General features: G+C 65.9%; 12 protein-coding genes and 5 tRNA genes. 15 read left to right on the top strand and 2 right to left on the bottom strand.

Going from position 1 to position 13,206, the window contains the following annotated elements:
* Positions 1-6 precede the first annotated feature (6 nt).
* From RA164_RS04230 to ychF, 8 genes are all read left to right on the top strand, one after another.
* Positions 7-1,749 (top strand): tetratricopeptide repeat protein, encoded by a 1,743-nt coding sequence (locus RA164_RS04230; RefSeq protein ID WP_329743478.1) that lies wholly within the window; start codon positions 7-9, stop codon positions 1,747-1,749.
* Positions 1,746-2,360, top strand: a complete 615-nt coding sequence (gene lolB / locus RA164_RS04235; RefSeq protein ID WP_329742728.1) for a lipoprotein insertase outer membrane protein LolB — start codon at positions 1,746-1,748, stop codon at positions 2,358-2,360. Before RA164_RS04230 ends, lolB begins: the two co-directional genes overlap by 4 nt.
* A gap of 79 nt (positions 2,361-2,439) precedes the next feature.
* Positions 2,440-3,822 (top strand): 4-(cytidine 5'-diphospho)-2-C-methyl-D-erythritol kinase, encoded by a 1,383-nt coding sequence (ispE, locus tag RA164_RS04240; protein ID WP_329742729.1) that lies wholly within the window; start codon positions 2,440-2,442, stop codon positions 3,820-3,822.
* Positions 3,823-3,847: 25 nt separating this feature from the next.
* Positions 3,848-3,922, top strand: a tRNA-Gln gene (locus RA164_RS04245).
* Positions 3,923-3,955: 33 nt separating this feature from the next.
* Positions 3,956-4,912, top strand: a complete 957-nt coding sequence (locus RA164_RS04250; RefSeq protein ID WP_329742730.1) for a ribose-phosphate diphosphokinase — start codon at positions 3,956-3,958, stop codon at positions 4,910-4,912.
* 107 nt (positions 4,913-5,019) lie between these two features.
* A complete protein-coding gene (locus RA164_RS04255; RefSeq protein WP_329742731.1) occupies positions 5,020-5,670 on the top strand; it encodes a 50S ribosomal protein L25/general stress protein Ctc in 651 nt (216 codons plus the stop codon).
* Positions 5,671-5,721: 51 nt separating this feature from the next.
* The gene (pth, locus tag RA164_RS04260) at positions 5,722-6,312 is read left to right on the top strand and encodes an aminoacyl-tRNA hydrolase (protein ID WP_329742732.1); all 591 of its coding nucleotides are present in this window, start codon (positions 5,722-5,724) and stop codon (positions 6,310-6,312) included.
* A gap of 93 nt (positions 6,313-6,405) precedes the next feature.
* Positions 6,406-7,497, top strand: coding sequence for a redox-regulated ATPase YchF (ychF, locus tag RA164_RS04265; protein ID WP_329742733.1), 1,092 nt, complete (start codon positions 6,406-6,408; stop codon positions 7,495-7,497).
* Between the two features lie 22 nt (positions 7,498-7,519).
* On the opposite strand, the gene RA164_RS04270 is transcribed toward ychF, so the two are convergent.
* Together RA164_RS04270 and RA164_RS04275 are read right to left on the bottom strand one after the other, a co-directional pair.
* Positions 7,520-7,906: an STAS domain-containing protein gene (locus RA164_RS04270; protein WP_329742734.1), complete on the bottom strand. Its 387-nt coding sequence runs from the start codon at positions 7,904-7,906 to the stop codon at positions 7,520-7,522.
* Complete coding sequence (locus RA164_RS04275; protein ID WP_329742735.1) at positions 7,903-10,224, bottom strand: SpoIIE family protein phosphatase; 2,322 nt, start codon at positions 10,222-10,224, stop codon at positions 7,903-7,905. Before RA164_RS04275 ends, RA164_RS04270 begins: the two co-directional genes overlap by 4 nt.
* 109 nt (positions 10,225-10,333) lie before the next feature.
* On the opposite strand from RA164_RS04275, the gene RA164_RS04280 reads away from it, so the two are divergent.
* The 7 genes from RA164_RS04280 to secE all read left to right on the top strand — a co-directional run bounded on the left by RA164_RS04280 (position 10,334) and on the right by secE (position 13,196).
* Positions 10,334-10,822, top strand: a complete 489-nt coding sequence (locus tag RA164_RS04280) for an acyl-CoA thioesterase (protein ID WP_329742736.1) — start codon at positions 10,334-10,336, stop codon at positions 10,820-10,822.
* A gap of 174 nt (positions 10,823-10,996) precedes the next feature.
* A tRNA-Tyr gene (locus tag RA164_RS04285) sits at positions 10,997-11,082 on the top strand.
* 31 nt (positions 11,083-11,113) lie between these two features.
* Positions 11,114-11,187: transfer RNA gene (locus RA164_RS04290), tRNA-Gly, on the top strand.
* A 23-nt stretch (positions 11,188-11,210) separates the two neighbouring features.
* Positions 11,211-11,286, top strand: a tRNA-Thr gene (locus RA164_RS04295).
* An 84-nt stretch (positions 11,287-11,370) separates the two neighbouring features.
* Positions 11,371-12,561: an elongation factor Tu gene (gene tuf / locus RA164_RS04300; protein WP_329742737.1), complete on the top strand. Its 1,191-nt coding sequence runs from the start codon at positions 11,371-11,373 to the stop codon at positions 12,559-12,561.
* A gap of 90 nt (positions 12,562-12,651) precedes the next feature.
* A tRNA-Trp gene (locus tag RA164_RS04305) sits at positions 12,652-12,727 on the top strand.
* A 76-nt stretch (positions 12,728-12,803) separates the two neighbouring features.
* On the top strand, positions 12,804-13,196 hold the full coding sequence (gene secE / locus RA164_RS04310) for a preprotein translocase subunit SecE (protein ID WP_329742738.1): 393 nt from the start codon (positions 12,804-12,806) through the stop codon (positions 13,194-13,196).
* Positions 13,197-13,206: the final 10 nt, after the last annotated feature.

Genomic DNA, 13,206 nt, shown 5'->3' on the forward strand with positions numbered 1-13,206 from the left:
AATAGTGTGCTGAGCGGTGGTTATAAGTTCAAGCAACTGCGGCATTTTGCGGCGAGTGGCCTGGTGTTGCTGGGGGTGGCCGGTTGCGCCTCGCTGCCACCGGTACGGCCGGCACCCGCGACACTGCCGGCGCAGCAGCCGCTGGCGCACCTTACCGTGGCGACGCCCGATGACGCCCATAACCTGACCGAGCAGCTCCTGGCTGGCGAGATGGCGCTGGCGCGCACCGATCTCAAGGCGGCTGCACAGGCCTACGGCAAGGCCATGCTGCTTACCAGCGACCCGAGCGTGGCCGAGCAGGCCGCGGCACTGGCTGTCGCCGTGCATGACGACGCCGGCGCGCGGCGCGCACTGGACCGCTGGCAGGCACTTGGTGCGAAGCCGGCGCCGCTGGCGCAGATGCGTGCCCAGCTGGCACTGGGCGAGGGGCGAACCGCCGAAGCGCAGCATCAGCTCGAGCTGCTTACCGCCAGCGGCGACAAGGATGCCTGGCGCGATTTCGGCCGGGTGCTGCTCGGTAGCCGCGATCCCGCCGCCGCCGGCCGGCTGCTGGTGGCGCTGGCCACGCCGGCGCGTCTGCCGGCCGACCCCAAGGCATGGCTGGCGATGAGCGAGATGGGCGACCAGTTGGGGCGGCATGCCTATGCGCGGCAGATCGCCGATGCGGCGGTGAAGCGCTTCCACACGGCGGAAACCTATGCCTGGGCGGCACAGCTGGCGTTCAAGGCCGGCGATCGCAAGCAGGCCATGACGCTCTTCGGAAAGGCCCGCGCGAAGGACCCGAAGAACATTCGACTGCGCCTGGCCTACGCTAGCCTGCTGCAGCACAACGGCGATGCGGCACACGCGGCCCGCGTGCTCGAGGATGGTCCACAGGACACGGCTACCTATGCCATGCGTGCCGGACTGGCGGCGCGCGCGCATGACTCCGCCGCACTGGCGCGGGTCTACGACCAGCTCAGCCACGCACCGGACGAACAACGGATCCACGGGGCCTACCTGCTCGGCCAGCTTGCCGAAGCGCTGGGACATCCGGATGCTGCCCTGAAATGGTATGACCAGGTGGCCGACAGCGATCCGCATGCATTCGACGCCGACCTGCGCAGCGCCGTGCTGCTGCAGGCCCAGGGCAAGTCGGCGCAGGCGCACGACCGACTCGCGCAGATGCAGGTGGACTACCTCGACGACCCGCCCGAGCTGCGCCAGGCCTACGAGGTGGATGCCGACCTGTATATGCGCGAGCAGCGCTACACCCAGGCCATCGACGCCTTCAGCCATGCGCTGCAGGTGGTGCCGGACGATCCGGGTCTGCTGTATGGACGCGGCCTGGCCTATGCCGAAGCGGGCAAGATCGATCAGGCGGTCGCCGACTTCCGCCACCTGCTGAAGATCAAACCGGGCGACGTGGACGCCAGCAACGCCCTGGGCTTCACCCTGGCCGATGCCGACCGCGACCTGCCCGAGGCGACAAGGCTGATCGAGGTGGCGCGTGCGGCCAAGCCGCATGATCCGTCGATCGCCGACTCGTGGGGCTGGCTGCAATATCGACTCGGCCATCTGGATCAGGCGGCCCAGGTGCTGCGTGGCGCGTGGCAGGCCAGCCACAACCCGGACATCGCGGCGCATCTTGGCGAAGTGCTGTGGAAGCAGGGACATCGCCAGCAGGCACACAAGCTGTTCGACGAGGCGCACAAGCTCGATCCGCACAACGCTACCCTGCAGAGCGCGCTGCGGCGGCTGCATCCATGAGGCGCGCATGGCGGTGGTCGATCGCGGCGCTGCCGCTGCTGCTGCTGGTCGCCTGTGCGCCGCGTCAGCTGGTGCGGCTGCCGGGCAATGCGGCCATGCTGGCGCAGCAGCAGGCGCGCGAAAAGCAGTTGGCGGCGGTGACCCACTGGACCTTGCGGGGGCGTCTTGGCGTATCCGACGGTCATCACGGCGGCAGCGGCAGCCTGACCTGGACCCAGGATGGCGACCGCTATGCCTTCGAGTTGCAGGGGCCGGCACTGAGCGGTGTCGATTTCCGCCTGGTCGGCGGTCCGGACGGTGCCACTCTCAATGGGGTGCGTGGCGGACCGCTGCACGGTCCCGACGCCGAGACCCTGATGCAGGCCGCGCTGGGCTGGACGGTGCCGTTGCGTGACCTGCGCGCGTGGGTGCTGGGTCTGCGCGCGGACAGTGGTCCGGCCAGCTTGCGCTTCGGCGACAACCATCTGCCCTCGCTGCTGCAGCAGGACGGCTGGACGGTGGACTACCGTGCCTGGGACAGCCAGCGTCAGCCGCCGCTGCCGACCACCATTTTCGCGTCCAAGCCGCCATACAAGGTGCGCCTGGCGGTGGAAAGCTGGAGCATCCGCTAGACTGCGCAGCCCGCCCTGGCCAATCGCCTTGGCCCTCTCTGTCGCGATGACGGACACCTTACGGACCGGTTCCCAGCGCATGATCTGCACCATTGTTTCCGCCCGGCCCGATCAGCTCGATGCGCTGCGCGACATCGAGCTGGCGGCGCTGGAAATGTTCCGCGGCCACCCGGCCTGGCGCGCCTATGCGGCCTCCACGCCCAGCGATGCCGATGTGCTGGCCGATGCGATCGGTCGTGGACGCGTGTGGGTGGCGCTGGATGGTGCCGGTCACGAGATGGGCTACGTCGGCGTGGGGGTCGAGGATGGCGAGGCCACCATCGCCGAGATCGACGTGCGCCCCGAGTGCGGATGCCAGGGTGTCGGTGCCCGTCTGCTGGAACATGCCTGTGCCTGGGCGGCTGAGTCCGGCTATCCGGCGATCAATCTGGGCACCTTGTCGGATGTGGCCTGGAATGCCCCGTTCTATGCGCGGCACGGCTTCGAGGTGGTGCCGCCGCGGCAGTACACGCCGGCGTTGGCGGAGCACGACCGGCACGACCGCGAGCGCGGTTTTCCGATGGATCTGCGGGTCTACATGCGGCGCCGACTGGGGCTGTCGCCGGAGGGCTGGACCCGCTGGCCGGCGCCGGCCAAGCTGAACCTGTTCCTGCGCATTACCGGTCGCCGCGCCGATGGCTACCATGAGCTGCAGACCGTGTTCCGCCTGCTCGATCGCGGCGACGAGCTGCGCCTGCGGGTGGGCGGCGACGGCCAGATCAGGCGCGTGACCGAAGTGCTCGGAGTTGCCGAGTCGGACGATTTGACCGTGCGTGCCGCGCGCCTGCTGCGCGAGCGGGCTGGCGTCACGGCCGGAGCCGAGATCGAGGTGGTCAAGCGCATCCCGATGGGCGGCGGCCTGGGTGGCGGCAGCTCGGACGCGGCCAGCGTGCTGGTCGGCCTCAACCAGCTGTGGCATGCCGGGCTGGACGAGGATGCGCTGGCGGCACTGGGTGCCGAACTGGGCGCCGACGTGCCGGTGTTCGTGCGCGGGCGCTCGGCCTGGGCCGAAGGTATCGGCGATCGGCTGCAGCCGATCGACCTGCCGCGGCGCTGGTATGCGGTGCTCGATCCACGCGAACACGTGCCGACCGCGGCGCTTTTTCAAGCGTCTGAATTGACACGAAATGCACCGGCAGCGACAATTTCGTCCTTTGCTTCTGGCGAAACGGCGGAAAACGTCTTCGAGCCAGTCGTGCGTGCGCGTCATCCCCGGGTGGCGGCTGCGCTGGACTGGCTTGGCGCTTTCGGCCGCCCACGGCTTTCCGGCAGCGGCGGTTGCGTGTTCCTGGAGTTCGCCTCGCGCGAGCGCGCGGAGGCGGTCGTCCGGCGCTGTCCGGTACGGTTCGATGCGTGGGTGGCTGCAGGCGTGGGGCTTTCCCCGTTGTACGACGCGCTTGCCAGGCATCGTGCGGCGGCCTGAGCCGGAAGCGGAAATGCGTTCACATTGGGGCGTCGCCAAGCGGTAAGGCACCGGGTTTTGATCCCGGCATTCGCAGGTTCGAATCCTGCCGCCCCAGCCAGTTCACTCCAAATCTGCTCCAGAGGAAGTCATTGTGGATACGTCCGCTCCGATGCTGTTCACCGGCAACGCCCACCGCGCGCTGGCCGAGGACGTGGCCCAGCGGCTCGGCATCCCGCTGGGCAAGGCCTTGGTGGGCCGCTTCAGCGATGGCGAGGTGCAGATCGAGATCGAGGAGAACGTGCGCCGCCAGGAAGTCTTCGTGCTGCAGCCGACCGGCGCCCCTAGCGCGGAAAACCTGTTCGAGCTGCTGACCCTGGTGGATGCGCTCAAGCGCGCCTCGGCGACCAGCGTGACCGCGGTGATGCCGTATTTCGGCTACGCCCGGCAGGATCGTCGCCCGCGCTCGGCGCGTGTGCCGATCACCGCCAAGATGGTGGCAAGGATGGTCAGCACGGCAGGCGTGGACCGCGTGCTCACGGTCGACCTGCATGCCGACCAGATCCAGGGCTTCTTCGACATTCCGGTGGATAACGTCTATGCCTCGCCGCTGCTGCTGGCGGACATCTGGCGGCACTTCTCGCTGGACGACCTGATCGTGGTCAGTCCCGACGTCGGCGGCGTGGTGCGCGCGCGTGCCATCGCCAAGCGACTGGACGATGCCGACCTCGCGATCATCGACAAGCGCCGGCCGAAGGCCAACGTGGCGACGGTGATGAACATCATCGGCGACGTGGATGGCAAGACCTGCGTGATGGTGGACGACATCGTCGATACCGCCGGCACGCTGTGCGCGGCCGCCGCGGCACTGAAGGAGCGCGGTGCGCGCAAGGTCATCGCCTACTGCGTGCATCCGGTGCTGTCGGGTGCGGCAATCAGCAATATCGAAGGCTCGCAGCTCGACCAGCTGGTGGTCACCAACACGCTGCCGCTGCGCCCCGAGGCACAGGCGTGCGCGAAGATCCGCCAGCTCTCGGTGGCTGAGCTGCTGGCCGAAACGATCCGCCGCATCGCCTTCGGCGAGTCGGTGAGCTCGCTGTACGTGGATTGAGTTTTCCGTCGCGGCGGCTCCGGTCGTCGCGGCACCACGGCTTTCCTGGTCGCGGGAAAGTCGAACAGCCGCCGCGAGGCGGTTCATTAACCTAGGTAGTAACCGAAATGTCCCAGACTCATGAAATCAAGGCCCAGAGCCGCAAGGACGAGGGGAAAGGTGCGAGCCGCCGCCTGCGTCACGCGGGCTTTGTGCCGGCCGTGGTGTACGGTGCCGGCCAGCCGCCGGAAAGCATCCAGATCGAGCACAACACCGTGCTGCTCGCCGCCAAGCACGAGTGGTTCTTCTCGTCCGTGCTCGACCTGAACGTCGACGGCAAGGTGCAGAAGGTGCTGGTGCGTGACTGGCAGAAGCATCCGTTCAAGCAGCTGATGATGCACATGGACTTCCTGCGCATCGACGAGACCCATGCGATCCGCGTCAGCGTGCCGCTGCACTTCCTGAACCAGGAGAAGTCGCCGGCCGGCAAGACCTCCGGCGTGGTGGTTTCGCACAACCTGACCGAAGTGGAAGTCTCCTGCCTGCCGAAGGACCTGCCCGAGTTCATCGAGGTCGACCTGGCCGCGCTGAAGCCGGGCGAGATCATTCACCTGTCGCAGCTCAAGCTGCCGGCCAGCGTGGAGATCCCGGCGCTGCACCTGGCTGGCCACGATGTCGCGGTGGTCACCGCCAATGCCGTGCAGGAAGAGGTCGAGGACGCACCGGCGGCCGAGGGCGCCGAGGGCGAGGCCAAGCCTGCCGACGAGTCCAAGAAGTAAGCTGCGGCGGCCCGCATCCCGATGGGGTGCGGGCCGCACGTTGTGTACCGTATGGCGGGGCTTCGACTCATTGTCGGCCTGGGCAATCCCGGCGCCGAATATCTCCGGACCCGGCACAATGCCGGGTTCTGGTTTGTGGACGCGCTGGCCTCGGAGCAGGGCGAACGCTGGAGCTTCGACGGCAAGCTGCACGGCGAGTCCTGCAGGGTGCGGGTCGGTGGCGAATCGCTGTGGCTGCTCAAGCCAGCCACGTTCATGAACAAGAGCGGCATCGCGGTGGTTTCCGCGCTGCGCTATTACAAGATCACGCCGGAGGAATGCCTAGTCGCGCACGACGACCTGGATCTTCCCGCCGGCACCGTGCGGATGAAGTTCGATGGCGGCCACGGCGGCCAGAACGGTCTGCGCGACATCATGGCCCACCTGGGGCACGGCAAGTTCCATCGCCTGCGCGTCGGCATTGGCCATCCCGGACATCGCGACAAGGTGACGCCCTGGGTGCTGGGGCGACCGTCGGTGCAGGACGAGGATGCGATCATTGACGGCATCGGCCGTGCACTGGATGCGCTGCCGCTGGCGGTGGCAGGTCAGTTCGACAAGGCGATGCAGCAGCTACACACGGCGGGAACGGCCAGGGGGTAGTGCCGGGCGTGTGCGCCCGACCTGGGTTGCGCCGCTCCGCGATCTCCCGGTCTGCCCGTTCCTTCTTCCCGGTTTTCTGTTTCGGAGTTTCCCATGGGCATCAAATGCGGCATCGTCGGCCTGCCTAACGTCGGCAAGTCCACGCTGTTCAATGCGCTGACCAAGGCCGGCATCGCGGCCGCCAATTTCCCGTTCTGCACGATCGAACCGAACGTGGGTGTGGTGCCGGTGCCCGATCCTCGCCTGCAGGCGCTGTCCGACATCGTCAACCCGCAGAAGGTCATTCCGACCGCGGTCGAGTTCGTTGACATCGCGGGACTGGTGGCAGGTGCTTCGAAGGGCGAGGGGCTGGGCAACAAGTTCCTGGCGCATATCCGCGAGGTGGATGCGATCGCCCATGTGGTGCGCTGCTTCGAGCACGGCGACATCGTGCACGTTGCGGGCAAGGTGGACCCGGTGGCCGACATCGAGACCATCGATACCGAGCTGGCCCTGGCCGACCTGGATTCGGTGGAAAAGGCACTGAATCGCGCCGAGCGCGCGGCCAAGGCCAACGACAAGGATGCGCTGGCGAAGAAGCCGGTGCTGCAGAAGCTTGCCGCGGGTCTGAACGAGGGGCGTACCGCGCGCAGTCTTGGCCTCGATGACGAGGAAAAGGCGCTGGTGCGCGACCTGTTCCTGCTGACCCTGAAGCCGCTGATGTATATCGCCAACGTCAACGAGGAAGGCTTCGAGAATAACCCGCACCTTGATGCCGTGCGTGCCCGCGCGGCCGCCGAGGGCGCCGAGGTGGTGCCGGTCTGCGCTTCGATCGAAGAGGAGCTTGCTCAGCTCGATGACGCCGACCGCGACGAATTCCTGCATGACCTGGGCCTGGACGAGCCAGGCCTGAACCGGGTCATCCGTGCCGGCTACAAGCTGCTCAACCTGCAGACCTACTTCACCGCGGGCGTGAAGGAAGTGCGCGCTTGGACGATCAAGCGCGGCTTCACCGCACCGCAGGCGGCCGGCGTGATCCATACCGATTTCGAGAAGGGCTTCATCCGTGCCGAGACGGTCGGTTTCGACGATTTCGTCCAGTACAAGGGTGAGGCGGGTGCCGCTTCGGCCGGACGCCTGCGCAAGGAAGGCAAGGACTACGTGGTGAAGGACGGCGACGTCCTGCACTTCCTGTTCAACGTCTGATAACCGTTTGCGCGGCGAGGGGTTACTCGCCGTTGCCTTCGATCATCCGCTGCTGGATGCGGTCGAGATAGGCATCGAGTTCCGCCGTGCTGGCGAACACCTCGCTTACCGGCACCGCCTTGACGATGTCGAACACCTTGCGCACCTGCGGTTGCGGATCGAGCAGCAGGGTGTGTCCGTGCAGGGCGCGCGTGGCCTTGCGTACGCGCGCCACGCTGCGCAGACCGGCGCTGCTGATGTAGTCCAGGCCGGCGAGGTCGAGCACTACCGTGACGCCTTGCGGCAGCTCGCCCATCATCGGCAGGACGGTGGTATCGAAGTCCAGGTAGGTGACAGCGTCGAGCCGTCCATTCAGATGCAGGACCAGCCGGGCGGGCGAGGGACGTTCCGCGCGCAGTTCGATCGTCATGTCGTCACTTCCTTCGGGTCGGGATAGATGAAGCGCAGTTGCAGGTGATTGCCGCTGTGGTCGTGGTGGTAGCTCAGGTCGCTGGCCATGGCACGCACCAGATGGATGCCCAGGCCGCCGACCTGGTCCGGGTCGGCGATGTCGCCGGTGAGGTTGGGGGCTGGGGCCTGCAGCGGGTCGAATGGCGTACCGTCGTCGTGCAGTTCGGCAAGCACTGCATCGGCGTCGGTCCGCAGGCGAAGCTGGATGCTGCCGTCGCCACCGGCATGGCCGTGCTGGGCCATGTTCACCATCAGTTCCTCGAGCACCAGCCGGACATCCTCGCGCGTGCCGGGCGGAACGCCTGCGTCGTCCAGCAGGGTCTCGCAACGGTCCAGTGCCGCGAAAACCTGTTCGGTGGTGGGCTCGAGGGTGAGATCAAGCATCGAGAACTCCTCCATGTCGCCATCGCTCCAGTTCAGGGCCAGGATCGTGATGTCATCGGCCTGGTCGCAGCCAGCCGCGAAGGCGTCGACATCGGACAGCAGGCGCGACGTGAACGCAGCCGGGTCGGCCGGCAGTGGCTTGCGGACCAGGCTATCCAGGGCGCGTTCGATGCCGAACATGCTGCCATCGTCACGGCTGGCCTCGGTGACGCCGTCGGTATACATCAGCAGGGTGTCGCCGCTGCGCAGGGTGAGTGACTGTTCGCCGTAGATGGCGTCTTCGTCCAGCCCGATCGCCGGGCCGGTTTCCACCTGGAACAGGCGGCTGCTACCGGCGCGGCACAGTATCGGTGGTTCGTGGCCGGCGCTGGCAAAGGTGAGTCGGCCGTTGGCAATGTCGATCACGCCGCACAGCAGGGTGATGAACATGCAGCTTTCGTTGCCTTGGCACAGCTCGCGGTTGAGCTCTTCCAGTAAATGGCTGGGTTGGCGTGTGTGTGGCGCGAGTGCCTTGGCCAGCGTGATCGCACGGGCCATGAACAGTGCTGCTGGAATCCCCTTGTCCGAAACATCGCCGACCATCAGACAGAAGTGCTGCGCATCGAGCATGAAGTAGCTGTAGAGGTCACCGCCCACGGCGCGGGCCGGGCGTAGCGTGGCGTGCAGCTCGAACGTGGGCGTGCGCGCACTCAGGTAGTGCTCGCTGGGCAGCAGTGCGACCTGGATCTGATGGGCGATTTCCAGCTCGCTGCGCAGTCGTTCCTGTTCCCGTGTGGCCGCGGTGAGGCTGGCGATGTGCCTGGCCAGCTGGCGACGCATCATGTCGAAGGCGTGGGTCAGGCGGCCGACCTCGTCGGGACGTTTGATCCGTGGCAGGGTGAACTCCAGATCGCCACGCGCGACATGCTCGGCGCGAAGGGTCAGCATGGTTAGTGGGGCCAGCGTGCGCCGGGTCACCACCAGTGTGATCACGGCGATGCCCAGCATGGCCAGCAGGCCCAAGGCCAGCACATGCAGGAACAGTCGTTGCAGGCTGTTTTCCAGCAGGGACTTCGGCACCAGCAGGCCCAGTGTCCAGTGCGTACCCTGGATGCTGGCTCGGTACAGCCAGGCACGTTCCCGTATCGCGGGATCCACGTCTGCCGGCACGCTACCGGGGCTGGAACTGGTCACTGCCAGTGCGGACAGCAACCCGGGCGAGGCGGTTTCGCCCTGCCGAGTCATGCCGTCATGGGCCAGAAAATGTCCGCTGGGCCCGATCACGAACATCACGGCACCGTCGGGGCGCTTGAGCGAGCCCAGAACCCCTGCGAGCCAGCTCAGGGTGACGTCGGCGTTGACGATGCCGACACTTTGCCCGTTCTGCTGGATGGCTACGGAATAGTTGATCAGTCGCTGCTGCCGCGAAAGCGAATAGAAGGGGCGTTGCCAGCAGCCGTCAGTGCAGGTCAATCCGGTCTGGAACCAGCGCTGCTTCCAGTAGGGCTTGGCGCTATCGCGGCTGAGATCGCGTTGTGCCAATGCGCCATCGGCAAGGCGGTCGATGAACGGCGCGGGCGGTGGGTGTGCGGTATCGGCAGGGGTCCAGGTGAACGCCAGTCCGGCGATGTCGTTGTCCGCCAGCAGTGTGCTTCTGGCCAGTTGCGCGACGAGCTCCGGGTGCGTCTGTGCCAGGCGTGCCAGCAGTTGGGTGGCCTCCGATGCACGGGCCAAGTGGGCTTCGATGCCGTGTGCGGCAGCCAGGGCCAGCGTGCCCCCTTCGCGGTGGGCCGAGCGCAGCCAGGTTTGGCGAAGATGTCCGAGCAGAATCCACCCGGTGGACATGACCACCAGTGCCGAACCGAGCAGGCTCCAGGCCGCCAAGCGTGAAGCGATACTGCGCAAGCCTTTCATGTGCTGCGCCCCCCCTTTCATCCTGCCCTCATCTAGCCACGCCATGCGGTTGTCCGCAAGGACGTCATTGGCGGCATACTTGGCGTTTCCATTTGCGGGAGCGTCACGAATGCCCGGGCAGCAGAGCGAAGTCACTTTCCGGTTCTTGGCCGAGCCGACCGACGTCAATTTCGGCGGCAAGGTCCATGGCGGCATGGTGATGAAGTGGATCGACCAGGCGGGCTACGCCTGCGCGGTGGGCTGGAGCGGGGCCTACTGTGTCACCGCTTCGGTCAGCGGGATCCAGTTCGTGAAGCCGATCCTGATTGGCGACCTGGTGACGGTGCGGGCCCGTCTGATCAATACGGGTACCTCCAGCATGCATCTGGCCGTGGATGTGCGCGCCAGCGATCTGCGCACTGGCGAAAAGCGTCTGGCGACCAGTTGCGTGATGGTGTTCGTGGCGCTGGACCGTCAGGACGGCAAGCCGACGCCAGTGCCTGCTTGGGTGCCGCGAAACGACGAGGATCGCCGTCTGCAGGAGCACGCGCGCCGGCTGATGGAAATGTCCAAGGCGATGGAGGCGCAGGTGGTCGCGATGCCACCCGACGCCCCGTAGGGAGTGTGACTTCCGGTGGCCTTGATGTGGCTGTTCGCACAAAGCGCTTGCTCTGTCGAAGCCAAGCGCGCATCATGCGCGGCCCGTGCAGTTCGGCGCCCGATCGTGCACCGGAAAATGTCGTTTAACTGTTGACAGATTCCGGAGGCGTGGCGAAAATAGCCGTTCTTTGTTGGAGGGATACCCAAGCGGCCAACGGGGGCAGACTGTAAATCTGCTGGCTTACGCCTTCGGTGGTTCGAATCCACCTCCCTCCACCATGACAAGTTCCGCGCAAAAGGCTTCACCCGGGCGGGAGTAGTTCAATGGTAGAACCTCAGCCTTCCAAGCTGATGGTGCGGGTTCGATTCCCGTCTCCCGCTCCATTGATCCCCTCGTCGTGTTTCGTGCTCATGTAGCTCAGTCGGTAGAGCACTTCCTTGGTAAGGAAGAGGTCGCTGGTTCGATTCCAGTCATGAGCACCACTTGCACGGCAAGTCGGGTGGCGTCACGCAGTCATGCGGACTGTTTTCTCTCACATCAATTGACTCCATCGGGGTTTAGCGCGTATGGCAAAGGGTAAATTCGAACGCACCAAGCCGCACGTCAACGTGGGCACGATCGGACACGTGGACCACGGCAAGACGACGCTGACGGCGGCACTGACGAAGATCGGTGCGGAACGGTTTGGCGGCGAATTCAAGGCCTACGACGCGATCGACGCGGCGCCGGAAGAAAAGGCACGCGGCATCACGATTTCCACCGCACACGTGGAATACGAATCGCCGACGCGCCACTACGCGCACGTGGACTGCCCGGGTCACGCGGACTACGTGAAGAACATGATCACGGGTGCGGCGCAGATGGACGGCGCGATCCTGGTGTGCTCGGCCGCTGACGGCCCGATGCCGCAGACGCGCGAACACATCCTGCTGTCGCGCCAGGTGGGCGTGCCGTACATCGTCGTGTTCCTGAACAAGGCCGACATGGTGGACGACGCCGAGCTGCTCGAGCTGGTCGAGATGGAAGTGCGCGAGCTGCTGTCGAAGTACGACTTCCCGGGCGACGACACGCCGATCATCAAGGGTTCGGCGCTGAAGGCGCTGGAAGGTGATCAGAGCGAAATCGGCGTGCCGGCGATCATCGCGCTGGTGGATGCGCTGGATTCGTACATTCCGGAACCGCAGCGCGACATCGACAAGCCGTTTCTGATGCCGGTCGAAGACGTGTTCTCGATCTCGGGTCGTGGCACGGTGGTGACCGGTCGCGTGGAGCGCGGCATCATCAAGGTGGGCGAGGAAATCGAGATTGTCGGTATCCGCCCGACCACCAAGACGACGGTGACCGGCGTTGAAATGTTCCGCAAGCTGCTGGACCAGGGCCAGGCGGGCGACAACGTGGGCCTGCTGCTGCGCGGCACGAAGCGTGACGAAGTGGAGCGTGGCCAGGTGCTGGCCAAGCCGGGTTCGATCACGCCGCACACGGACTTCGAGGCCGAGGTGTACGTGCTGTCGAAGGACGAGGGTGGTCGTCACACGCCGTTCTTCAAGGGCTACCGTCCGCAGTTCTACTTCCGCACGACGGACGTGACGGGCGCGGTGCAGCTGCCGGAAGGCGTCGAGATGGTGATGCCTGGCGACAACGTGAAGATGGTGGTGAGCCTGATCCACCCGATCGCGATGGACGAGGGCCTGCGCTTCGCGATCCGCGAAGGCGGTCGTACCGTCGGCGCCGGCGTCGTCGCCAAGATCGTCAAGTAAGATTGGCCGTCGCGGCAACGTGATGGCATGAAGGTCGCGAAGGCGAGCGGTCATGACCGCTCGCCATCGTGTTTGAAGCTCAAGCAGCGTACGCCAGTAGCTCAATTGGCAGAGCAGCGGTCTCCAAAACCGCAGGTTGGGGGTTCGAGTCCCTCCTGGCGTGCCATCTTCTTAAGGAACGATGGCGGAACGTGGATCGATGGGTTCAGGCCTGTCCAGACAAGCGGCTCCGCACGATGCGCATGAATACCAAGGTGGAACAGACCAAGGGCGTAAGTACCGGCGATGTCGGCAAGCTGACGCTGGCAGTCGTCATTCTGGTGGCGGCCGTCGTGGCGTACACGGTGCTGGGCAACGGTGCTGTGTCGTCGTCGATCCGGCTGCTCGGCCTGGTGGTCGGTGTAGTGGTCTCGCTGGCCATTGGTGCCTTTACCGGTCCGGGCCGCCGCGTGCGCAATTTCATTGCCGAGTCGCAGTTCGAGATGCGCAAGGTGGTCTGGCCCACGCGCGATGAGACCGTGAAGACCACGGGTATCATCATCGCCGTGGTGATCGTGCTCTCGCTGCTGCTCGGGGCGATCGACCTGATCCTGAAGTCGGTCATCCTGGACTGGCTGCTGAAACTGGGTGGATAAGATGGAAGGC

This window comes from Dyella sp. A6 (assembly GCF_036320485.1).
Classification (GTDB): Bacteria; Pseudomonadota; Gammaproteobacteria; order Xanthomonadales; family Rhodanobacteraceae; genus Rhodanobacter_A; species Rhodanobacter_A aluminiiresistens.